The following is a 22,008-nucleotide window of genomic DNA, read 5'->3' as shown; positions in this document are numbered from 1 at the left end:
TACTTCACGTGGATATACTCACTTTCTTGCCGTACTGATTAAAACGCACTGGTGGTAACAGCCAGGTTTGCGCCGCATCAATAACCTGCTCCACCCGCTCACTGTCCATGACACGGATAATCCGCTGGAGGTAATAATCCTCCCCTTCGCCCGATATCATCCGGTTTCCCTGCCAGGCATCCAGCAGTTTGAGCCGGGCTTTTTGCCGAATGGCTTCATCTGACGACAGACGGTCAGCTTCACGATCATAAACTTCCGTCAACCAGGCACTGCCAGACCGATTAAGCAATAACAAAGGCTTATTCATTCCCTGTTGATACCCGTCGACCATCACTGCCAGGGACTCCCGCGCCTGCTCTCTACTCAAAGCCGGGAAGCGCCAGCCGGTATCCTGGCTACCATAGCTACGACTCTCTCCCTGCCCACCCATCAGGCAATAGGCTAAATGTTCCAGCCACAACATCATGCCATCTTTCATCGCCAACTTGCCGGGGCGCCAGCGTAACAAACCATCATGTTGAATCTGCGTCAGCCAGCCTGTTATCCGTATGCCATCCAACTCGATATCCAGTTCCTGACTACCGAGCGGGTCAGGTCGCCACTCTTCACGTACCTTGGCGGCCAGTTGACCCATTTCTTCCTGCTGAGTCTGCCAATACAGTTGACCGAAAGCACCGTAAGGTAACTCTCCTGCCGCCCGAACATGCTGATACAAACGTTCAGCATCGCCACCATTAATCAAGGCGTTGAGCAGTTGAATATTCATCTGATAACGGTTCAGACCATCAACCTGAAAAGGTTCCTCTTCCTGCATGTCACTTCCTTCCAGCAGGAAACTCACCCCCAGACGCATCTGGAAGAACGCCTTTATCGGATGGCGGTAAAAGCGACTTAAATCATCCAAAGTTATCTCGCGGTACGTTTCATGCGGTAAAGGATGATCAAAAATCGGCTGACTTTCTCCCTGACGGCCTGCCGCCGCCAGCCATTCCGCCGCAAAACTTTGCGGAACCGGATCTGGAATAAAATTGGCGGTATCGAACGGCATCCGTGAATGTTCATGCCACAAATGTGCTATTACCCTGTCTGCACTGGCATCAATATCCAGATCCTCATCACCCGGTAGATAATGGCTTTGGGCAATATAGTCCATCAGTTCACTGACCAGCACAGACGGAAAACGCCGGGTGTTATCCTGTATTGAACGTCCGATAAAACTGATATAGAGGCGCTGTTGAGCAGAAAGCAACGCTTCCAGAAACAGATAACGATCATCATCACGGCGACTACGATCCCCCCGACGAACCGGTCGGGTCATTAAATCAAAACCTAATAGCGGGAGTGTTCGCGGATAGACGCCGTCATTCATACCCAGCAGGCAGACAACATTAAAGGGGATAGAACGCATCGGCATCAGGGTACAAAAGTTAATTGCCCCGGCGAGAAAACGCTGACTCAAACGCGCCTGATCAAGCTTTCTGGCCAGTTCATCCCGCAACAACGTGATAGGAACCACCTCGGGGTAACGGGACTGCTCTCCCATATTGATAATCTTTTGCCACTGCTCTTCGATCAGTGTTAACGCGGCTTCGGTATCATCATCCGGTTTAAAGAAGGTCTCCAATAATTGACGACACAGCGGTTGCCACGCCTCTATTTCACGAGCTTGACGCAAACATTCCCGCCACCGGCTAAGCTGCATCAACAGTTCGGCCAATTGCCCAGCCAGTTCGGCTATCAAACCACTGGATTCATCGTAAGGTAATACGCCTTGCCAGTCTCCTGACTGGCTATCCATCGCATAACCGAGCAACATCCGTGTCAGACCGAAACGCCAGGTATGCTGACCAGTGGCAGGCAGGTTCAGATCTCGAACGTTATCATCGTCCAGCCCCCAGCGAATACCCGACTCGGCCACCCACAGCCGCAACCGCCGCAGACCGTCTTCATCAATGCCAAAACGCGCTGCCAGCGCCGGGACTTCCAGCAACGCCAGCACCTGTTCCGCAGTAAAACGGCTGTCAGGAAGATCCAGCAACGAGAGCACCGCCTGTAAGGCCGGATGTGCATGGCGAGCTCGCTGGTCTGATATAGAGAAAGGCAAGTAGCGGTTTTCAGGCGCATTCCCGAATACCGCCTGAATAAACGGGGAGTAGCTGTCAATGTCCGCTACCATCACAATGATGTCCCGTGGCATCAATTCAGGATGGTCGGCCATCATTGCCAGCAATTGATCATGCAGGACCTCAACTTCGCGCTGAGGGCTATGGCAGACATGCAGAGAAACCGAGTAATCATCGGGCAACAGTTGTCGCTTCTGACGACTGTTGTCCAATGTCTCCTGATCGGTGGCAATTACGCTGCGATTTTCCAGATCAAGAATATCGTGCTGAAGAGTCGAAAGCAGATTATGGGCATCGATATCCACAAAAGCATCAATACTGCGCACCTCATCCAGCTGTTCCAGCAGATAGAGATGATCACGCCCCAGCTTGCCCCATGAGGCAAGTAACGGATTTCCCACGCTCGACTCACCACTCGCCTTGAATAAGGATTCAGCCTGATTGGGCTGACGAAACAGGGGCCGACTCATCGTCGTTATCTGGCTGTTTTGATACAGCAACCGTTGTCGACGCTTTAGTTTGGCCAGAAAGGTTTCATCCTGAATATCACTCCAGTAATCCCGGCATGGGTTGGTAAACAAGAGATGGACATCAATATGTTGTCCCAATGCCCGCAACGCCTGCAAATAAATAGGGGGAAGCGCCGAAATACCGCAGATAAATACTCGCACAGGTAATCCCGGCGGGCATTCGTCGGCACCCGCCAGAAGACCGATAAAACGTTCATAAAGACTGGCATGATGCCATCGCGGTTGTCCCAGTTGATGAGTGTAATCCACCAGCGCACGCCAGAGCGGAGCCTGCCACTGTTGTGCATCGCCGATGTCTGCTACCCATTCGTTCTGTTGCCAGCACGTTATCCAGTCAGGACGATAAATCAGATACTGATCAAACAGATCGGCAATACGCCCGGCCAACTGGTGCAGTTTACGTTTGTCAGCATCCTCTTGTAGATAGTGTTCCAACAGGGTGAACGCCGGATCCTCCAGATGTTGTGGCAGCAAATGCATCAGCTTCCAGGCCATGGCATCTTTACTAAAGGCACTCTCTGGCGGAATATCCGGCATCAAAAGGCGATACATCTCCCACAGAAACACGCCGGGTAAAGGGAACCGGATATTAGCGGCAATGTTGAAACTGTTTGCCAGCTCTATCTGCAACCACTGCGCCATACCTGGACTCTGAACCAGAATCACTTCCTGCTGGAAGGGATTACTCAACGGTTGCCTCGCGATCAACGCTGCCGCTACGTCTTTTAAAAGATCCAGCCGATTTGAATGATAAACCGTGAACATCCTGACTCCTGACTATCCACTGCCATTTAAGGTGTAGTTTGCGTCTGCACGCCCAAAGAATCTTCCGCTACGATACGGCAAAACCAACGGGTAAGTACGGCCCGGTAACGATAAGGAGTTACTGTGGTTACCGTCACGCTACGACACGCCGGGGTACGGACTTGCTCTGTCAGTGTCATTGACCACCCTGACGGCAATGAGGTGACCCGCACCTCCTCCCCAGCGGCCGAGCCATAAACATCTAGCTGCTGATGTGCGAATCGCCAGGCCTGACGCTGCTGCCATTGATGCTGCAACAACTGTTGAAGCACCTGATGATATTGCAATAATCCGGCCAGCGAAACTGCAAACAACAAAGCCGCAACCAGTGTTTCCGGTAAGCTGAACCCTTGCTGCGCCGACGCCAATCCGCTATCACTCACTGGCACACTGACTCTCCTGCGATTCAGGGCAGGAATCAAACCATCCCTGAGCTAATGGGCGCAAGACCAGCCCAGTGGCTGAAGCCAGGCTTTCCACCCGGTGATAGAACAATAACGGTGTGGTCTGTGACGAAAACGCGCCCTCGCCCCGCAGAATGCCACGGCCATTTTCCGGCGAAAGTCGCAGACAAACCCGCAGTATTTCCGCAGATAACCGCTGACACTGCCAGTCGCTTTGGTCTCCCTGCCACTCGAGACTTAACCCCCAACTCAGTGACGAAAGCGCTCGATTGAACGCCCGCCAATATTGTTGTTCATCACTCCCTATTTGCACAGCCGCATCTAGTTGCCGCTGTAATCCTCCCAACAGTAACAATCCGATCATCAACAGTAACATCACCATCAACAATGAGCTGCTTCCGACCTGACTATCCTTTTTCATCATTTAGCCTCACGACCAGACGGCCAACCTGCTGCTTAATCTCAGGTCGTCGCGACCAATATCCCGCCAGTTGTATCGCATAGCGCGTGTTGTCTCCGCCGCTTTGCGGCAGAACCTGAAACTGCGTTATCGTTACCTCATCGGGGTCGAGAAGTTTTTCCCAGCGTTCGCCCTGACATAAGCGTCTACCGGTTTGAATCTCCAGCGCGCCGGAACGTAAGCGGTAACTAAAAAATTCCGCCTCTGGCTGATCAGTCTCATCCCATTTTCCATTACGATTAACGTCGTAAGCCACCGTCAGGCAGTTTTGCGCCGGGTTTACCGTATCCGGGATGAGGGTTAATGCGCTGCCGCTACAGGTACCAGCACAGAAACCGGCCCGGCGGATGTCTTTTTCAATGCTGAATAATGTCTGACTGAGAAGCTGCTCCAGCCGGAAATAATGTGCGCTATTCTGACTCTGAGCACGCAGCACCGGATAAATCTGTGCTGTAGAAAGTATAATCAAACTACTCAAACCAAGAGCCACCATCATTTCCAACAGGGTAAAGCCGCTTTGCCCGCACTGATTATGGTTATGGTTGTTCAGCATACAGAGATCGCCAACACTGGTTGAAATTCGCTGCAAAGCCGTAATCGCCCCCGAACCGAAATGACCAACCGCACGCGCCCTGCGGGATTAGACAGCGTCAAATGTCCGGATTGCGCTGTATTGCGAAATCCATAAAATAAAAATTGATCTGCCGTTGTTTCTGCCAAATCAATGTGCTCCGCTGAGCGAGTGTAATACCTGGAGCTATCTGGCGGGCAGATCGGCATTTCCAGGCCACTGCCAACACACCAGCGATCTCCGCTCTGTTTGATCCAAACCGAATATGTTTCATTATGCCAATAGGCATTAGCCTGAATGCGGGCAATAAAGCTCAGCAGTTGCCGAGCGCCTTGTTCCAGTATTAATGCCTGACGATATCCCAGCCAGCTGTGTAATCCACCTCCGGCCAATAATCCTACGATTGTCATTACCATTAATAATTCAGGCAGGGTAAACCCCTGCTGCCATCCTTTGCGTTTTTTCATACTCACAGTGTAGAGGACGAAGACCGGAGCGAAAGAACGGCGTATTGCTTTTTCAAAGCAGTACGCAATGTTTTTCTGCAAACAGGTAACGGCGGAATAGTGGTGCGTAATTGACTGGAAAAAAACGTGAAAAAACCGCCCTAAAGGCGGTTCAGATGGGCACAGCTGGATTAGATGGCAACAGGTGCCTTGATGGCGGGATGCGGATCATATCCTTCAATATCAAAGTCTTCAAAACGATAGTCAAACAGTGAAGCCGGACGACGTTTGATCACCAATTTTGGCAGTGGACGTGGCTCACGACCAAGCTGAAGATGTGTTTGATCCATATGGTTGTTGTAGAGATGAGTATCACCCCCGGTCCAGACAAAATCACCGACCGCCAGGTCACACTGCTGGGCCACCATATGAACCAGTAAAGCATAACTGGCGATATTGAACGGCAGGCCAAGAAATATGTCACAAGAACGCTGGTATAACTGACAGGACAGTTTTCCATCAGCCACATAGAACTGAAAAAAAGCATGACACGGCGCCAACGCCATCTGATCCAGCTCACCAACATTCCAGGCCGATACGATAATACGGCGAGAATCCGGGTCCTGTTTCAATTGAGTCAGCACGTTCTCCAACTGGTCTATATGGCGACCATCCGCCGCCCCCCATGAACGCCACTGCTTGCCATATACAGGGCCGAGGTCGCCGTTGTCATCGGCCCATTCATCCCAAATAGTGACACTATTATCATGCAGGTAGCCCACATTGGTATCCCCATTCAGGAACCACAGAAGCTCATGAATGATAGAGCGTAGATGACAACGTTTGGTCGTCACCAACGGGAAGCCGTCCTGCAGATTGAAACGCATCTGATGACCAAAAATCGACAGTGTACCTGTGCCAGTGCGATCGTTCTTCGGCGTCCCTTCATCAAGCACTTTTTTCATCAATTCCAGATACTGTTTCATACAACCTCGTCTAAAGATTAATAATCGCCGTTATTGTTTTGCAGACTGATGCCGATATGCCCATATCATCATCAGAATCCCCACCAGCACCATGGGAATGGACAGAATTTGCCCCATACTGATAATGCCGTCGAACAACCCCAGTTGAGCATCCGGCTGACGGAAAAATTCGACAAAAGTACGGAAAAGTCCGTACCCGATCAAAAATAGACCGGAAACACTTCCCATCGGACGTGGTTTGCGGATAAAAATATTCAGAATGATAAACAGCACCACACCTTCCAGCAGCATCTCATATATTTGCGAAGGATGGCGGGGCAATAGGCCATACTGATTAAAAATCGCCTGCCATTTGGGGTTAGTAGCGGCCAACGCCATATCTTCACTATGGGAACCAGGAAACAGCATTGCCCAAGGCGTATCTGTCGTGACGCGTCCCCATAATTCACCGTTGATAAAGTTACCCAAACGCCCGGCACCTAAGCCAAACGGAATCAATGGCGCGATAAAATCCGCAACCTGAAAGAAGTTGCGTTTGGTCCGGTGAGCAAACCACAACATCACCGTAATAACCCCTATCAGCCCACCGTGAAAAGACATCCCCCCATCCCATACTTTAAATAGGTAGAGCGGATTCTCGATGAACAATGGGAAAGCATAAAACAACACATAACCTAAACGACCACCAACAAACACACCGAGAAAACCAAAATAGAGCAGGTTTTCAACTTCATCTTTCGTCCAACCGCTTCCTGGCTTGTTTGCCCGGCGTACAGCCAACCACATAGCGAAGACAAAGCCGACCAAATACATCAATCCATACCAGTGCAGTGAGACTGGCCCAATAGAAAAGATCACCGGATCAAACTTGGGAAATACCAAATAGTTCGTCGTCATCGATCACCACATCTCGTTGTTTTGTCCCTGATTACGGGGCTTTTGATAGACAGGAGGAAGAAACGACATTCTTCCACACACTGCGGTTGCGCATCATAGCATAGCGCATCAGGACAAGCGGCTCAGTTGCAGGAAAAGATCTGTAAAATATGGGTTCAGTTAAAGATGGCTAAGCTAAAAAACGAGCTTGATAAAACCGTGCCGACAGACGCTGCATCGCCACATCCCCCCTAATATGAAAATATCAGGTAATGATTAACGACCACCACGAATCAACCCTCCCAGGCCACGCTCTTCAATGAAGATCGAGGCCCACTGCCGCACTTCACTGGCCGTTTGTGCTTTCAACACTTTATTCGCCAGCAGTTGCGCCTCTTCTTGCTCGATATGTCGCAATAAGTATTTCACGCGCGCCACACTGCGCCCGTTCATACTCAAAGTCCGGTAGCCCAACCCCATCAGCAATAACGCGCCCATCGGCTCTCCCGCCATTTCACCGCACACAGAAACCGGCAGGCTATAGCGCTGACAAGTGGTAATGATCATGTGTAATGCCTGCAACATGGCCGGATGAAGGCTGTCATACAGCGATGCCACATGAGGATTATTGCGATCAACAGCCAACAGATACTGCGTTAAATCATTGGTTCCCACCGAAACAAAATCAATACGTGCAGATAGATGCGGTAGCAAGAACAGTACTGACGGGACTTCAATCATGATACCGATACGGGGTCGAGGTTGTAGGAAGCCCAGCATCTCTTCCACTTCGCTGGCGGCCTGGTCAATCAGCCTTCGGGCCTCATCGATTTCATCCAGACTGTTAATCATCGGCAGTAAAATATTCAAGTTGCCAATATAAGCGTTGGCACGCAGCATCGCCCGCACCTGAATCAGGAATATTTCAGGCTGATCGAGTGTGACACGAATTCCACGCCAGCCAAGGCAAGGATTCTCTTCACTAATGGGCAAATACGGTAGCTGTTTATCAGCACCGATATCTAACGTACGCAGCATAACCGGGCGCGAAGGATAGAGACGCAGCATTCCTTCATATTGTGCCATCTGCTCTTCTTCTGATGGAAAACCGTTCTGTAGCATAAACGGAATTTCAGTACGATATAGCCCAACGCCATCAACCTGATTAATAAAGTGTTTTTCATGCTCGGCACTTAACCCGGCATTCAACATCACGTTTACCCGTTCGCCACTTTTCAACATGGCAGGACGGTCCATATCATCTTCAGTCAACCGGGTCAGTTCGTCTTCCTCACTGATAAGTCGCTGGTATTCCTGAATCAGCACGGGTTCCGGATCTACCAGCAATTCGCCGCGATAACCATCCAGAATCAGCATACGCTGATGTAGCAATTCTGGTTGTATATCAGCGCCCATCAACGTCGGAATCCCCATCGCCCGCACCAGGATAGCCGCATGAGAGTTGGCCGCACCATCATAAACCACCACGCCAGCCAACCGTTCCGCCGGAAGTTCAGCCAGCAGCGTCGCTGTCAGTTCATCAGCGACCAGAATAAAGCGCTCCGGCCACTGCGAAATACTTTGGGCATTATCATCAAGGTGAAACAGTAAACGTTGGCCCAACGCCCGTAAATCCCCAGCCCGCTCGCGCAAGTAGGTATCCTTCAGGACAACAAATTGCTCGGCAAAGCGTTCAATAACGACTTTGACTGCCCATTCCGCCGCGTTACCCTCCCCCACTTCCTGAAACAACTCTCGTTTCAAGCGGGTGTCATTCAATAAATGAGAATAGAGATCAAAAATCGCCGCGCTTTCTTTCTGTGCACCCGCGGTGAAACGTTTACTGAAGCGACGGAACTCGGCGGTAGCCTCCTCAATAGCCAAGAGTAAACGGGAACGTTCCCGTTCGGTATCCAAAGTGGAGGTGGGGAAAACCTGATCCAGCGAAGGTTGGCTACAATCTTGCCAACCCGGAGCAATCGCCACGCCAGAAGAGGCAGCCAGTGCCTTTATACGGGTCTGCCGATATTGTCCAAATAACGCTTTCATTTGTGACTGTGACAGAATAGCTGCCATCTGAGTGGCCAGCGTCACCATAAAAGATTCTTCATTCATGTCAAACTGGCGGTGCTCACACTGCTGAACAACCAGAACACCCAACAGTTGACGACGATGGATTATTGGCACACCCAGGAAGGAGCGAAAACGCTGTTCTTTAACCGCAGGAATGAATTTGAAACTGGGGTGGCTTTGCGCATCCGCCAAATTGATAGGTTCAGCCCGCTGCCCCACCAGACCAACAATACCTTGACCAAAAGCCAACGTAATAGTGCGACCCCGAGGTTTTTTCAACCCCCGGGTCGCCATCAGGTAATAACATTGGCGATCATGATCGGCCAGATAAATGGAACAGACCTCTGTATCCATCGCCAGACAGGTTTCATTGACCAAAATATCCAGCGCATCATTCAGTTGAGCTGTAGCCGCGACTTTCTCGATAATTTCTCGCAAACGCGTGAGCATGATGTACTGAATTATCCTCTTTTTCGTCTGGAACCTGATGACATCCGGGCAGCAGCATTCTCCTGTAACTGTATAACTGGAGTGATAAACTCCTTCATCACCCGCCGATAAACATCCCGTTTAAAAGAAACCACCTGACGTACCGGATACCAGTAGCTCACCCAACGCCAACCATCAAACTCAGGCGTGCTACTGCTTTGCATATTGATATCTGATTCATTACACATTAACTGTAGCAGAAACCATTTTTGCTTTTGCCCGATACAGACTGGTTTTGTATCCCAACGCACCAAACGTTTTGGCAATTTATAACGAAACCAGCTACGGGTGAAAGCCAAGATACGGACATCTTTCTTCCGCAAACCAACTTCTTCGAACAGTTCACGGAACATCGCCTGTTCTGCACTTTCACCTGGGTTAATCCCACCCTGGGGAAACTGCCAGGAGTGCTGACCGTAGCGACGAGCCCAGAGAACTTGCCCCTGCCGATTACAAATCACAATTCCAACATTCGGGCGGTAGCCATCATCATCGATCACCGGACTACCTCAATAAACGTAAAATGCAAAGATAAGCTGATTGTTTCACACTCCCGCCAGACGGTAAACCACCGCTTAACATCGTTGACTTTATAATAAAATCTCGGTAACTCACAGATAAGATCAAAGTTATAAACATACAAAGCGTCATTGTATCGGTTTATTCACTTTTTCTGTGGACATCTTTGTGAAGAACATCATGAAAAAGTGAGTAAAACTTCTTTCTCTTGCAGAAGTACTTTCGGTTAAAATTTAAAATAGTTTTTTAATTTCATGATGTTATTTCTATCCTCTACCACATTTATACCCGTGTATAACCTGACAAAAAAAACGGATCACTAAAATCGGTGAAATATCACGCTACGGACATTTCATCCACAGACGCTGAGGTAATATCAAACAAAAAACCGGCAAAACCAGCAAAAAAAGCGGCCGTCAAGGCTGTAAATGGAACCAGTGATCCCAACTTATTCCACTTATCCCAAAAAACTGTGGATAACATGGTGTGCAATCCTGTTCATTCCCGGTGTCTTACCGTGCACAAGTTAATAGTGATATGCTGAGTGATAAATATCATCAAGAAAAAATCCAGCAGAATCATGTTATTATTATTCTTATTCATGGTTAGCGTTATCTATTTTCTACTATCACCGCTGAGTGTGCTTTTTTTAATCAAAATCAGGTAATGGTATGTATTCACCTTCGATCCACAACATCCCACCAGAGAATGAGCAGGAGTTGCTGCAACATGCCCGTGCGCTGGCAGGTTATAACCTGGCAGAACTGGCAAACATGGCCCAACTGCCGATACCTGCCGATCTGAAACACGATAAAGGGTGGACCGGCGTTCTGTTGGAGCGTTTTCTGGGAGCCAGTGCGGGCAGTAAGCCTGAACCGGATTTTCCACAGATAGGGATAGAATTGAAAACCATTCCCGTGGATGAAACCGGGCGGCCATTGGAAACGACCTTCGTTTGCGTGGCACCGCTAACTGGCAACAGTGGCGTTACCTGGGAAAACAGCCACGTGCGCTATAAACTGGCGCGAGTGTTGTGGATTCCGGTTGAAGGTGCGCGTCATATTCCGCTGGCCGAACGCCGTATTGGTGCACCATTATTATGGAGTCCCAATGCAGAAGAAGAGGAAAAACTGAAACAAGACTGGGAAGAACTAATGGATCTCATCGTACTGGGCAAGGTAGAAAGCATTACTGCACGGCATGGTGAAGTGCTGCAACTGCGCCCCAAAGCGGCTAATAGCCGGGCATTGACAGAAGCCATCGGCGAGTATGGTCAGCCGATTATGACACTGCCTCGTGGTTTTTATTTAAAAAAAGCATTTACCGCCCCGCTGCTGGCTCGTCACTTTTTACTCTGATTTGTCACGCATTATATTGCCTCCAGACTAACCGGGCAGCGTATAATTATTGTTTACGTTTTGTTTAAAGGTGCAATGTTACGATGTTCGATTGGATTGCAGATCCCAATGCCTGGTTGGCGTTAGGTACACTCACCATCCTGGAAGTTGTTTTGGGTATCGACAACATTATTTTCCTTTCTCTGGTTGTCGCAAAACTCCCAAAAGCGCGGCAAAACAAGGCCCGTCGCATCGGTTTGCTTGGGGCGATGTTAATGCGCCTCGGGCTGTTGGCCTCCATCGCCTGGGTTATCCGGCTGACAAACCCACTGTTTACCGTAATGGGAAATGTAATCTCCTGCCGTGACCTGATTTTGCTCTCCGGGGGACTGTTCCTGCTATGGAAATCCAGCAAAGAAATTCATGAAACCATTGAGGGAGGATCAAAAGATCACGCTTCAATGGTGTACTCGTTTTGGGGCGCTATCGTGCAGATCATGATGCTCGATATTATCTTCAGTCTGGATTCGGTGATCACCGCAGTCGGCTTGTCTGACCATCTGTTTATCATGATGTCTGCCGTCGTGATCTCCGTTGGGGTAATGATGTTCTCTGCCCGTCCTATCGGTGAATTCGTGGAGCGTCACCCTTCAGTGAAAATGCTGGCCCTCGCCTTCCTGATTCTGGTGGGATTCACTCTGATACTAGAGGGTTTCGACATCCATGTGCCGAAGGGTTACATCTATTTCGCCATGTTTTTCTCAATGTCGGTAGAAGCGCTAAATCTGGTGCGTGGTAAAAAGTCGGATAAAGCCGTCTGAATAACACGGGGAAACGGGTGGACATACTCGTTTTCCTGACATATTTTTTCTAAATATCAGTTATTTTCTTCCATTAATCCTAATTAAATCATCAAATCTCTTTGGTAAACTGGTCGAACAACCTTCAGTTTTTTTGCTGTTAACAACAGGTACACCACCATGAACGTTTGGATGAAAACGGCGCTCACTCTGGCATTGATTACTCAGCTCTCCGGCTGTGCAAGTGACTACGTCATTGCCACACAGGAAGGCCAGATGCTGTTAACCAAAGGCAAACCCACATTGGATAAAAACACCGGGATGCTCAGTTATACTGATGAAAATGGCAACCATCACCAGATTAACCGCAACAAAATCTCCCAGATTATTGAACGCTAACCGCCACGCGCCCTGGTCCGATACGCTAGATTACACGTAAAGACGCTTTCCCCTCTGACGAGGCTTGGTTATAGTCAGACTGAGGTGCCTTGACGAGCACCTGCTCCTCTCAGACAAAAAGGAAGCTGGCAATGCAATATCACCGTATTCCCCACAGTTCTTTAGAAGTCAGTGTGCTGGGTCTCGGCACGATGACATTTGGTGAACAAAACAGTGAATCTGAAGCCCATGCCCAATTGGATCACGCCATTGCCGCCGGGGTTAATCTGATTGATGCTGCTGAAATGTATCCTGTTCCTCCACGCCCGGAAACCCAGGGACTGACCGAACGTTATATCGGCTCCTGGCTGAAAAGCCGTGGTGGACGTGAAAAACTCATCATAGCGACTAAAGTCGCAGGCCCGACACGTGGTAACGATAATGGCATTCGCCCGCAGCAAGCACTGGATCGTAAAAATATCCGTGATGCGCTGAATGACAGCCTGACACGGCTAAATACGGATTACGTTGACCTGTACCAGTTACACTGGCCGCAGCGGCAAACCAACTGTTTCGGCAAGCTGAGCTACCAATACAGTGATGAAAAACCGACAGTAACACTACTGGAAACACTGGAAGCCCTGAATGAGCAGGTACGGGCGGGTAAAATCCGCTATGTCGGCGTATCCAATGAAACACCGTGGGGTGTGATGCGCTACCTGCAACTGGCGGAAAAGCATGACCTGCCACGCATTGTATCGATCCAAAACCCGTACAATCTGCTCAACCGCAGCTTTGAGATAGGTCTGGCAGAAATCAGTCACCATGAGGGGGTGGAGCTATTGGCCTACTCAGGTCTGGCGTTTGGTACTCTGACTGGCAAGTATCTTAATGGCGCTAAACCGGCAGGAGCGCGTAATACTCTGTTTAGTCGCTTTGTCCGTTATTCCGCCCCACATACCCAGCATGCCATTGCCGAATATGTCGCATTGGCACAGAAATATAGCCTCGATCCGGCACAAATGGCACTGGCATTTATCCGCCAACAACCCTTTGTCGCGGCAACACTGCTGGGAGCGACATCAATTGAGCAACTGCAGATCAACCTTGCCAGCCAGGATCTGACATTAAATGCAGAATTACTGGCCGAACTGGAGGCGATCCACTGTCGTTTCACCATTCCGGCGCCTTGATCTTTATCGGTTTACCATGCAGCATCGCTTCTCACAAAGATGATGCTGCATCTACCGTCAGAACGCCATACTGAACGGTACTCTGGCACTGTCATCCTTTACATTGGCCGCACGATCTCCCTGATATTCAAGCAATATAGGGTTCTGATATTTCATTAAAATGATTAAAAAACGATTTATTAATTTTCATCTATACATTCACCCTGGCAATTTAAAAACATGTAGTTTTCCTGGCGAAAAGTGTTTATTCCTATTCGCGTCATCGAAATACCATCGTGCTTGTTATTTGTTGTGCAAGGGTTAATACATAATTCAATTAATGGGTTGATATACTTGTCACTTTTCGAGTTTCCGTTGCGTTAATGGCACGCAATTACGTGGCCCATCAAAGCCATTTATTTTATCTTTTATGACGAAACATGAACAAATAAACAAAATGACATCAATATTAATACCATCAAAAAATCGCTATTATTTTCAACAATAGATTATTATTAAAGGATAAGGTTTTTAAGAAACAGTGTGGATATAATTTGGAAAAAGGAATAATAAAAAGACGAGAAATAAAAAACCTCGTCTTTTTCAGAAGAAGATTATTTAATTGACTGTAAAAGAGTCTGGCGCTGTTTTTCCAATGTGGTTACACGGCTACATACATCATGCCCAAAGCGCTGAAAATCCATTTCTTGATTGTTCCATTCACTTTGAATCGCTTTCTGTAACCCCCCCAGATTCCCCATTATCGCCTGCAACGGATTACTGCCGCCATTGGACATTTGCTTAACACCCATTTCATTCAGACTATCCTGCAACACCCCACCCAGACTGTTCTGCACAATCTGACGACCGTCCTGTTCTACCTGCTTAATCGCGTTATGATGGAACGTCAGACCGTCGCTACGGTGCTCAATAATACGCTCCATCTGCTGTTTCAACTGTGTATCCAGCGCAGTCAAACGATTACGCACACCACTGTCGCTACCCAGTTCTTGCACAATCACTTTATCCAGTGCCTGATTTGCTTTCTCCAGATGTTGCTCTGCACCGTTGTCAATCCACGGAAGCTGCTCGCGCAGTGCCGCTTGATACGATTTTGCCTGCTGGCGCTGGGAAGCATTAAGGGATAGCGGCACTCCGTTTTGTATCACGTCTCCCTGCGGGGAAAACTGTAAATCACCGCTAGCGCCCACCACCTTAACACTTTGCGGGCTAATGATGATGTCATCCTGAGGTTGGACACTACACTGATAGCTCGCCTGGGCTTGCCAGGCAAACAACATCAATATACCGAGGGTCATTCTACGCAACATATCTTTCTCCTGAAAAAACAGCGCTAAAAGCGGCAACAGGCGTCATCTCCGGTCTGAAAGACAAGAGATGACCGACAGATAGAAAGGCAGGATTAAGCGAGGTTAGCAGGCAAATCCCACCAAATATCAAACAGATCACTAACGCTTACTTCTGTCAACTGATGATCTTTCAGCCAGCTCATCACCTGTTGGCGATGTTCATCTGTGCAGTTACCTTGCTTTTGCAGGCAAATCAGCCCTTCCCATTGCAGATAACCACTCCCTTCAAATGCCAGACCGTTTGGTTCAATCACGTCGTCCACAAATTGATCCAGTATACGGTCGATCCCATTAACATCGGTCCCTTCGGCGAAGCGCCAGTTTACTGAGAAACCCAATTCCTTAAATTCGTCAATATGCATTTTTTTGCGTAAACGACGGCTACGATTCTTTGCCATTAGTTCATCCTCTCAAACATAAGATCCCAGACACCATGCCCCAAACGCTGGCCACGTGCTTCAAATTTCGTTAACGGCCGGGAAGCTGGCCGCGGTACATAGTCATTATTCTCGGCAAGATTGCGATAACCAGTGACTGAACTCATCACTTCGAGCATATGTTCTGCATAAGGTTCCCAATCGGTCGCCATATGAAATACGCCGCCGACCTTAAGCTTACGCAACACCAACTCCACAAACGGCACCTGCACAATGCGCCGTTTATTATGTCGTGCCTTATGCCACGGATCGGGGAAAAACAACTGCACCATCGACAGGGAACCATCAGGAATCATTTTTTCCAGCACTTCTACCGCGTCATGACACATGACGTGCAAATTGCCGAGATTGGCATCCTGAGCTGAAGACAGACAGGCCCCCACACCAGGCCGGTGGACTTCTATTCCTAAAAAATTCTGCTCTGGATGCTGCTCTGCCATCGTCACCAGCGAAGCGCCCATCCCAAAGCCGATTTCCAGCACTACTGGTGCATCACGCCCGAACAACTGGGTAAAATCCAGTGCGTCATCCTGGTATTCCACGCCCATCACCGGCCAAAAGTTATCCAGCGCTTGTTGTTGCCCTTTCGTCAGGCGTCCCTGGCGGCGAACAAAACTGCGAATCCTGCGCAGCGGACGCCCGTTTTCATCAAATTCCGGGGAGATGACATTATTAATCATAGTGCGTTATGTGAGTCCGATTTCATTAAGGAAACGCGCATTATGCAAGGATACCGGTGTTTAGCAAGTAAACAGCGTCGGAAAGTTCCGGTTTACAGCGCATTCACTCTGTGCTGGAATCCCAATCAAATTTTCACCTGCCGGATAATACCCTATTTCAATGATGCAAACGCAACCGTTCACTCGACAGGTGCTGGATTGGTATGAGCGATATGGTCGCAAAACCCTACCTTGGCAACTGGAAAAAACGCCGTATAAAGTCTGGCTGTCAGAAGTAATGTTACAGCAGACTCAGGTGACTACCGTTATTCCTTATTTTCAGCGGTTCATGGCAAAGTTTCCCGATGTAACCGCGCTGGCAACGGCACCGTTGGACGAAGTGCTGCATTTATGGACCGGGTTAGGTTATTACGCCCGCGCCCGTAATCTGCATAAAGCCGCCCAGATTATCGCGACAAAGCATGGTGGAATATTTCCCACTACGTTTGAAGCCATCGCCGATTTACCGGGTATTGGCCGTTCAACCGCCGGTGCCATTCTTTCGCTGGCACTAGGACAGCACTACCCTATTCTGGATGGCAATGTAAAACGCGTTCTGGCTCGTTGTTATGCCGTCGCTGGCTGGCCGGGGAAAAAAGACGTGGAACAGCGATTATGGGCTATCAGTGAGGATGTCACTCCGGCACTGCACGTCAACCGCTTCAATCAGGCCATGATGGATCTGGGGGCTATGGTATGCACTCGCAGCCGGCCAAAATGCGAGCTGTGTCCACTGAATAATTGCTGCATCGCCTATGCCAACCACAGTTGGACGGAATATCCCGGCAAAAAACCCAAACAAGCACTGCCAGAAAAAACGGCCTGGTTTTTACTGCTGCAACAGGATGATACGGTCTGGCTGGAGCAACGTCCGGCCATGGGATTATGGGGAGGGCTGTTCTGTTTTCCACAGTTCAATAATCGGGATGAACTAGAGAGCTGGTTGCGACAACGTGGTATAAAAACAGACCAGCTGCAGCAGTGGGTGGCATTTCGCCATACTTTCAGTCATTTTCATCTGGATATCGTGCCGTTATGGATCAATGCCGCGACATATCGTTCTTGCATGGATGAAGGCACCGGTCTTTGGTATAACTTAACGCAGCCTCCGTCCGTCGGGGTAGCCGCTCCGGTAGACCGGTTGTTACGTCAGTTGGCTAAGCCACGATCAGCATCCGTTGATTCTTGAGCGATAAAAGAGGAATAAGCATGAGTAGAACGATTTTTTGTACTTTTTTACAACAAGACGCCGAAGGACTGGATTTTCAATTGTACCCCGGTGAGTTGGGAAAACGCATTTATAACAACATTTCCAAAACAGCCTGGGCACAGTGGCAAACCAAACAAACCATGCTGATTAATGAAAAAAAACTCAGCATGATGAATGTTGAACACCGCAAATTGTTGGAACAGGAGATGGAGAAATTCCTGTTCGAGGGGCAGGACGTTCACATTGACGGATATACTCCGCCAGACCATTGATTAGTGAAGGACCCATGGCCTTGAATTCGTCCCTATCCCTATACGGTTTTATACGATGAAGAAACTGTTAGTTTTGCTGCTCGTCGCCCCATTGCTGATCTCCTGCTCCAGTAAAAAGGGGTACGTTGACAACGAAGCTTTTATCAAAGATACCAACGCTTTTGATATTCTGATGGGGCAATTTGCCAACAATATTGAAAACATCTGGGGCATCAATGAAGTGCTGATAGCCGGCCCCAAAGACTACGTAAAATACTCCGATCAATATCTGACACGTAGCCATATCAACTTTGAGACGGGGACAATTACCGTCGAGACGATTTCAGCCACCGACTATCGAGCTAGCCTGCGTCAGGCGATTATCACCACGCTATTGATGGGAGACGATGCCAGCAACACTGACCTGTATTCCGATGCCAATGATATCCAGATCAGTCGTGAACCGATGTTATACGGTCAGGTGCTGGATAACACCGGGCAACCGATTCGCTGGGAAGGCCGAGCCGGTGCCTTTGCCGATTATCTGCTTCAGACCAAACTGCAAAGCCGCACCTCCGGGCTGCATGTTATCTGGTCTGTTACTATCCAGTTAGTGCCTAACCACCTTGATAAGCGTGCTCACAAGTATCTGCCTATCGTGCGCCAGGCATCTGAGCGCTACGGTATTGATTCCTCACTGATTCTCGCCATCATGCAGACAGAGTCCAGTTTTAACCCTTATGCCGTGAGCAATTCCGACGCTCTGGGATTAATGCAGGTCGTTCAACATAGCGCCGGACGCGACGTATTCAAGATGAGAGGAAAATGGGGAAAACCGAGTCGCAGCTATCTGTTTGACCCGGAAAAGAATATTGACACGGGCACCGCTTATCTGTCGATTCTGAAAAATGTCTATCTGGCGGGCATTGAGAACCCCACATCACGGCGTTACGCCATGATTAGCGCTTACAATGGCGGTGCAGGCAGCGTACTGCGAGTATTCTCCAATGATAAGAATAAAGCGGTGAATATCATTAACGGGATGTCGCCAAGTGAAATCTACCAGACACTGGTAACACGTCACCCGTCTGCCGAGTCACGCCACTATCTGTACAAGGTCAATTTGGCGCAAAAGAACTACCGGCTTGGCCGCTATACCCAATAGATTTCAAGATGACGGGTATAGTCACAAATGATATAGCCAGCAGGAATACCCTGCTGGCTATATTTTCCCCGTTGTTGGCAAATAATCAGCCTAAAAATATTAACGCGTGATGCTCTTGAACTGCTTTGTAGTATCCGTTAATGCTATTTCTGTCGGTAGACGTTCCATCGAACTGGCACCATAAAAACCATCACATTGTGGACAGTGTTCCATGATGTATTGCGCATCTTCCGCACTGAATACATAAGGTGTGGTCAGCATATTTTGCTCATGCGCCAGACGGATCATGTCCACTTCCAGAGCGTACCCCATACCGGTCCGCGGAAGTTGCCGTATGCCAGCAAACCCGCCAACGAACCACGTCCGGCCATTCGATAACGACCTGAGTTATATGATGTTCAGGTCAATGCCACCCACTTCTTCACACTTCGCCGACAGACCCATACCAACTCCTCCACCGATAATCGGTTCACGACAGGCAATCATCTCCCGAAATGTTGCCAACAACTGTTGACGATTTTGCACAGACATTTTTTCTCCTTATTTGAACAGAGCCCTAAACGCAGCCACTGCCGCGCTGGCAAACAAAGGATCGTTAATATGATACGGCAAGTGGATTATCTGCCGTTTCTCCGTTTGATTTACTGTCATTTCCAACGTCTGACTAAAGGCCTTTTGTGCCGACGGATCCCAAAATGCCTGGCCAGGAGCATCCAGTGCAGAAAAACCGCCATCCGGGATCAGAAAACGAACTTCGCCTTCGCAATGGTTAAGCTTGTTACCAATCCATTTCGCCATAGCGATATTCTCTTCCACCGTAGTACGCATCAGAGTGACCTGCGCATTGTGGTTGTAAAATAACCGACCGGCGTATTTTTCAGGGATGGTGGAAGGATGGCCGAAATTCACCATATCCAATGCGCCACAGGAAACGACATATGGCAGTTGTGTTCGGGCAATGGCATCAAAACGTTCCGGCGTACAGGCCAATACACCATCAAATAATAAATCACACACTTCGGTGGTCGTAAGGTCGAGCACACCCGCCAACAAACCGCTATCCACCAGTTTTTCCATTGCCCGACCACCACTGCCGGTAGCATGGAATACCAGACAGTCAAAATCGTTTTCCAGCGCCTGGCAGGCAGCCTGAATGCAAGGTGTAGTGACGCCGAACATGGTCAGCCCCAGCGCCGGTTTATCATCATGGTTTTGCTGCGTACGGAACTTCACGGCTCCGGCCATCTGGTGCGCAGCATTGCCCAGCACCTGACGAGAAATTCGGTTCAGGCCGGATACGTCGGTAACCGAGTACATCATGCTGATATCGCTAGCACCGATGTAACCTGAAATGTCGCCCGACGCCATGGTTGAAACTATCAGCTTGGGCAAGCCAATGGGTAGAGCCTGCATCGCCGGAGTGATCAACGCGGTACCACTGGATCCTCCCAACCCTAACAAACCTGCGACATCTTCACGAGATAGCATAAAACGCTCAAACGCTTGCGCCATGGCGCTAATCGCACATCCACGGTCACCGCAGAATATCGCTGCTGCCCCCTGTGGATGATAAGACGCCACAGTGCCAGCGCTGATATCAGTTCCCGCATCCTCAGTCAACGACTTGGTAGAAAGGTCAACAGTGACAGTATCAAGTCCGGTTGCCGCAATCAGATCTCGGATGTAAAACAGTTCTTTTCCTTTAGTATCTGATGTAGTTGCAATATAAATACTACCTGATCCCTTCCCCATTGACTCCTTTCCTACATCTGGTTAATCTATAAAAACACTTAATAATTAGCATGTTAAGTAATTTTATTATCAATACATAATGAGACTGCCGTATCAATATCGCAAATCGCTAAACAATCAAATGAGATTGAGGTCTCACAAAAATATTGTCGTTACTGTATGTTGTAGCGTAAAAGTTGACATGGCAGGTGTATCACCCATTTTATTATATTGCCGTCAATACAGCGGCCTGCTGTCTGACCATAGCGTGATAAAAATAATGAGGCCTACGTGACTGGACAGGAAATGACACTCACATCCACACGAGCACGAACCCGCCGGCTGTTGATTGAAACCGCCATAAAAATGTTCGATCAGGAAGTTTTTCCTTCGATTACCGACATCGCCGCCGAAGCACAGCTCTCCCGTGCGACAGCGTATCGCTATTTTCCTACTCAAAGTGCGTTGGTTTCTGCTGTAGTCGCTGAAAGCCTGGGGCCAATTCTCGCCTGGCATCCTACCCAGCCTGATGCAAAATTACGGGTTGCCGAGCTACTGAGCTTCGCCTATCCACGGATGTTTCAGCATGAAGGTGCATTGCGGGCGGCATTGCAGCTTTCGCTGCAACAATGGGCAGATCGTCAGGCAAACCGCCAGCATGGTGACAGACTGGTTCGTGGTAATCGCAAGCGATTGCTCCAACTGGCGACCGAACCCTTGACAGGTAAGATCACGGAACAGGAGCAACAGCGGGTCATTTATGCTCTGTCACTGATTTACGGCTCTGAGGTGTTTCTGGTTTTGAAAGATATCTGGAACTTGGACAATGGCGAAGTTCAGGATGTCACCCAATGGGTGGCCAAGGCAATTTTACGCCAGGCTGAAGAAGACGCCAACAAGGCCGTAAACATATCGTCACAGTAATAAGCAAATGCTATGATTAATTGATTACACAGCCAGAAAAACCATAGAAATACCTTATTTAATCAAGTTATTCTGGCTTTCTACGTATTTCTCTTATAACCCTCTTATTTCGATTCTTTACCAATCCAGACAATTTTTGCCTCCCTTGTTAAGAAAAGGTAGCATCGCTGACGTTTTTAACGCCGCCCTCCCTGTTGGTTCGGGTTGTACGGCGCGCAGAAAACCTGATTTAC

Annotated in this window: 22 protein-coding genes and 1 pseudogene; 8 read left to right on the top strand and 15 right to left on the bottom strand. The window is 48.9% G+C overall.

From position 1 onward, the window contains the following. Positions 1-4: 4 nt before the first annotated feature. The 10 genes from recC to PCO85_05815 all read right to left on the bottom strand — a co-directional run bounded on the left by recC (position 5) and on the right by PCO85_05815 (position 10,764). Positions 5-3,418: an exodeoxyribonuclease V subunit gamma gene (recC, locus tag PCO85_05860; protein WJV54950.1), complete on the bottom strand. Its 3,414-nt coding sequence runs from the start codon at positions 3,416-3,418 to the stop codon at positions 5-7. A gap of 26 nt (positions 3,419-3,444) precedes the next feature. After that, complete coding sequence (locus PCO85_05855; GenBank protein WJV54949.1) at positions 3,445-3,846, bottom strand: prepilin-type N-terminal cleavage/methylation domain-containing protein; 402 nt, start codon at positions 3,844-3,846, stop codon at positions 3,445-3,447. Further along, positions 3,833-4,282, bottom strand: coding sequence for a DUF2509 family protein (locus PCO85_05850; GenBank protein ID WJV56006.1), 450 nt, complete (start codon positions 4,280-4,282; stop codon positions 3,833-3,835). Before PCO85_05850 ends, PCO85_05855 begins: the two co-directional genes overlap by 14 nt. Next, a complete protein-coding gene (locus PCO85_05845) occupies positions 4,269-4,874 on the bottom strand; it encodes a prepilin peptidase-dependent protein (GenBank protein ID WJV54948.1) in 606 nt (201 codons plus the stop codon). The genes PCO85_05850 and PCO85_05845 overlap by 14 nt, the downstream gene beginning before the upstream one ends. Further along, positions 4,868-5,359, bottom strand: coding sequence for a prepilin peptidase-dependent protein (locus PCO85_05840; GenBank protein WJV54947.1), 492 nt, complete (start codon positions 5,357-5,359; stop codon positions 4,868-4,870). Before PCO85_05840 ends, PCO85_05845 begins: the two co-directional genes overlap by 7 nt. Before the next feature lie 170 nt (positions 5,360-5,529). Beyond that, positions 5,530-6,324: a thymidylate synthase gene (gene thyA, locus PCO85_05835; GenBank protein WJV54946.1), complete on the bottom strand. Its 795-nt coding sequence runs from the start codon at positions 6,322-6,324 to the stop codon at positions 5,530-5,532. Positions 6,325-6,354: 30 nt separating this feature from the next. Further along, positions 6,355-7,221, bottom strand: coding sequence for a prolipoprotein diacylglyceryl transferase (gene lgt / locus PCO85_05830; GenBank protein WJV54945.1), 867 nt, complete (start codon positions 7,219-7,221; stop codon positions 6,355-6,357). Positions 7,222-7,476: 255 nt separating this feature from the next. Then, positions 7,477-9,723, bottom strand: a complete 2,247-nt coding sequence (gene ptsP, locus PCO85_05825) for a phosphoenolpyruvate--protein phosphotransferase (GenBank protein ID WJV54944.1) — start codon at positions 9,721-9,723, stop codon at positions 7,477-7,479. Between the two features lie 11 nt (positions 9,724-9,734). Further along, on the bottom strand, positions 9,735-10,262 hold the full coding sequence (gene rppH / locus PCO85_05820; protein ID WJV54943.1) for an RNA pyrophosphohydrolase: 528 nt from the start codon (positions 10,260-10,262) through the stop codon (positions 9,735-9,737). A gap of 355 nt (positions 10,263-10,617) precedes the next feature. Beyond that, on the bottom strand, positions 10,618-10,764 hold the full coding sequence (locus PCO85_05815) for a hypothetical protein (protein ID WJV54942.1): 147 nt from the start codon (positions 10,762-10,764) through the stop codon (positions 10,618-10,620). A 188-nt stretch (positions 10,765-10,952) separates the two neighbouring features. On the opposite strand from PCO85_05815, the gene mutH reads away from it, so the two are divergent. The 4 genes from mutH (at position 10,953) to PCO85_05795 (ending at position 13,989) form a co-directional block, all read left to right on the top strand. After that, positions 10,953-11,639, top strand: coding sequence for a DNA mismatch repair endonuclease MutH (gene mutH, locus PCO85_05810; protein WJV54941.1), 687 nt, complete (start codon positions 10,953-10,955; stop codon positions 11,637-11,639). Between the two features lie 83 nt (positions 11,640-11,722). Beyond that, positions 11,723-12,439, top strand: coding sequence for a TerC family protein (locus PCO85_05805; GenBank protein ID WJV54940.1), 717 nt, complete (start codon positions 11,723-11,725; stop codon positions 12,437-12,439). Positions 12,440-12,598: 159 nt separating this feature from the next. Next, a complete protein-coding gene (locus tag PCO85_05800; GenBank protein ID WJV54939.1) occupies positions 12,599-12,817 on the top strand; it encodes a YgdI/YgdR family lipoprotein in 219 nt (72 codons plus the stop codon). A gap of 131 nt (positions 12,818-12,948) precedes the next feature. Next, a complete protein-coding gene (locus PCO85_05795) occupies positions 12,949-13,989 on the top strand; it encodes an NADP(H)-dependent aldo-keto reductase (protein ID WJV54938.1) in 1,041 nt (346 codons plus the stop codon). A 593-nt stretch (positions 13,990-14,582) separates the two neighbouring features. On the opposite strand, the gene PCO85_05790 is transcribed toward PCO85_05795, so the two are convergent. The 3 genes from PCO85_05790 to trmB all read right to left on the bottom strand — a co-directional run bounded on the left by PCO85_05790 (position 14,583) and on the right by trmB (position 16,455). Further along, the gene (locus PCO85_05790) at positions 14,583-15,299 is read right to left on the bottom strand and encodes a DUF2884 domain-containing protein (GenBank protein WJV54937.1); all 717 of its coding nucleotides are present in this window, start codon (positions 15,297-15,299) and stop codon (positions 14,583-14,585) included. Positions 15,300-15,391: 92 nt separating this feature from the next. Beyond that, positions 15,392-15,736 carry a YggL family protein gene (locus tag PCO85_05785; GenBank protein WJV54936.1) on the bottom strand — a complete coding sequence of 115 codons (345 nt, stop codon included), beginning with the start codon at positions 15,734-15,736 and terminating at the stop codon, positions 15,392-15,394. After that, positions 15,736-16,455, bottom strand: a complete 720-nt coding sequence (gene trmB, locus PCO85_05780; GenBank protein ID WJV54935.1) for a tRNA (guanosine(46)-N7)-methyltransferase TrmB — start codon at positions 16,453-16,455, stop codon at positions 15,736-15,738. Before trmB ends, PCO85_05785 begins: the two co-directional genes overlap by 1 nt. 160 nt (positions 16,456-16,615) lie before the next feature. On the opposite strand from trmB, the gene mutY reads away from it, so the two are divergent. The 3 genes from mutY to mltC are packed head-to-tail and all read left to right on the top strand — an operon-like array spanning position 16,616 to position 19,120. After that, positions 16,616-17,683 carry an A/G-specific adenine glycosylase gene (gene mutY, locus PCO85_05775; protein WJV54934.1) on the top strand — a complete coding sequence of 356 codons (1,068 nt, stop codon included), beginning with the start codon at positions 16,616-16,618 and terminating at the stop codon, positions 17,681-17,683. A gap of 20 nt (positions 17,684-17,703) precedes the next feature. Then, the gene (locus tag PCO85_05770; GenBank protein WJV54933.1) at positions 17,704-17,976 is read left to right on the top strand and encodes an oxidative damage protection protein; all 273 of its coding nucleotides are present in this window, start codon (positions 17,704-17,706) and stop codon (positions 17,974-17,976) included. Between the two features lie 55 nt (positions 17,977-18,031). Next, positions 18,032-19,120 (top strand): membrane-bound lytic murein transglycosylase MltC, encoded by a 1,089-nt coding sequence (gene mltC, locus PCO85_05765; GenBank protein ID WJV54932.1) that lies wholly within the window; start codon positions 18,032-18,034, stop codon positions 19,118-19,120. Between the two features lie 99 nt (positions 19,121-19,219). Here the strand turns inward: mltC and PCO85_05760 are convergent. Beyond that, positions 19,220-19,651 (bottom strand): annotated as a pseudogene (locus tag PCO85_05760) (phosphoenolpyruvate hydrolase family protein). Positions 19,652-19,660: 9 nt separating this feature from the next. Continuing rightward, on the bottom strand, positions 19,661-20,872 hold the full coding sequence (locus PCO85_05755; protein WJV54931.1) for a Tm-1-like ATP-binding domain-containing protein: 1,212 nt from the start codon (positions 20,870-20,872) through the stop codon (positions 19,661-19,663). A 285-nt stretch (positions 20,873-21,157) separates the two neighbouring features. Between PCO85_05755 and PCO85_05750 the strand changes: the two genes are divergently transcribed. Beyond that, a complete protein-coding gene (locus tag PCO85_05750) occupies positions 21,158-21,775 on the top strand; it encodes a TetR/AcrR family transcriptional regulator (protein ID WJV54930.1) in 618 nt (205 codons plus the stop codon). The last annotated feature ends 233 nt before the right edge of the window (positions 21,776-22,008 follow it).

This window comes from Prodigiosinella aquatilis (genome assembly GCA_030388725.1).
GTDB classification, from domain to species: domain Bacteria; phylum Pseudomonadota; class Gammaproteobacteria; order Enterobacterales; family Enterobacteriaceae; genus Prodigiosinella; species Prodigiosinella aquatilis.
This window is presented reverse-complemented; position numbering and strand designations above follow the sequence as displayed.

What these genes read in the sequence shown, in the direction of transcription:
- PCO85_05815 (WJV54942.1), bottom strand. Translation starts at nt 10,764, where the DNA reads ATGTTATCCACAGTTTTTTGGGATAAGTGGAATAAGTTGGGATCACTG.
- PCO85_05795 (WJV54938.1), top strand. Translation starts at nt 12,949, where the DNA reads ATGCAATATCACCGTATTCCCCACAGTTCTTTAGAAGTCAGTGTGCTG.
- PCO85_05785 (WJV54936.1), bottom strand. Translation starts at nt 15,736, where the DNA reads ATGGCAAAGAATCGTAGCCGTCGTTTACGCAAAAAAATGCATATTGAC.
- recC (WJV54950.1), bottom strand. Translation starts at nt 3,418, where the DNA reads ATGTTCACGGTTTATCATTCAAATCGGCTGGATCTTTTAAAAGACGTA.
- PCO85_05755 (WJV54931.1), bottom strand. Translation starts at nt 20,872, where the DNA reads ATGGGGAAGGGATCAGGTAGTATTTATATTGCAACTACATCAGATACT.
- mutY (WJV54934.1), top strand. Translation starts at nt 16,616, where the DNA reads ATGATGCAAACGCAACCGTTCACTCGACAGGTGCTGGATTGGTATGAG.
- PCO85_05850 (WJV56006.1), bottom strand. Translation starts at nt 4,282, where the DNA reads ATGAAAAAGGATAGTCAGGTCGGAAGCAGCTCATTGTTGATGGTGATG.
- thyA (WJV54946.1), bottom strand. Translation starts at nt 6,324, where the DNA reads ATGAAACAGTATCTGGAATTGATGAAAAAAGTGCTTGATGAAGGGACG.
- PCO85_05805 (WJV54940.1), top strand. Translation starts at nt 11,723, where the DNA reads ATGTTCGATTGGATTGCAGATCCCAATGCCTGGTTGGCGTTAGGTACA.
- mutH (WJV54941.1), top strand. Translation starts at nt 10,953, where the DNA reads ATGTATTCACCTTCGATCCACAACATCCCACCAGAGAATGAGCAGGAG.
- PCO85_05800 (WJV54939.1), top strand. Translation starts at nt 12,599, where the DNA reads ATGAACGTTTGGATGAAAACGGCGCTCACTCTGGCATTGATTACTCAG.
- PCO85_05790 (WJV54937.1), bottom strand. Translation starts at nt 15,299, where the DNA reads ATGTTGCGTAGAATGACCCTCGGTATATTGATGTTGTTTGCCTGGCAA.
- PCO85_05845 (WJV54948.1), bottom strand. Translation starts at nt 4,874, where the DNA reads ATGCTGAACAACCATAACCATAATCAGTGCGGGCAAAGCGGCTTTACC.
- lgt (WJV54945.1), bottom strand. Translation starts at nt 7,221, where the DNA reads ATGACGACGAACTATTTGGTATTTCCCAAGTTTGATCCGGTGATCTTT.
- PCO85_05750 (WJV54930.1), top strand. Translation starts at nt 21,158, where the DNA reads ATGACACTCACATCCACACGAGCACGAACCCGCCGGCTGTTGATTGAA.
- trmB (WJV54935.1), bottom strand. Translation starts at nt 16,455, where the DNA reads ATGATTAATAATGTCATCTCCCCGGAATTTGATGAAAACGGGCGTCCG.
- mltC (WJV54932.1), top strand. Translation starts at nt 18,032, where the DNA reads ATGAAGAAACTGTTAGTTTTGCTGCTCGTCGCCCCATTGCTGATCTCC.
- ptsP (WJV54944.1), bottom strand. Translation starts at nt 9,723, where the DNA reads ATGCTCACGCGTTTGCGAGAAATTATCGAGAAAGTCGCGGCTACAGCT.
- PCO85_05770 (WJV54933.1), top strand. Translation starts at nt 17,704, where the DNA reads ATGAGTAGAACGATTTTTTGTACTTTTTTACAACAAGACGCCGAAGGA.
- PCO85_05840 (WJV54947.1), bottom strand. Translation starts at nt 5,359, where the DNA reads ATGAAAAAACGCAAAGGATGGCAGCAGGGGTTTACCCTGCCTGAATTA.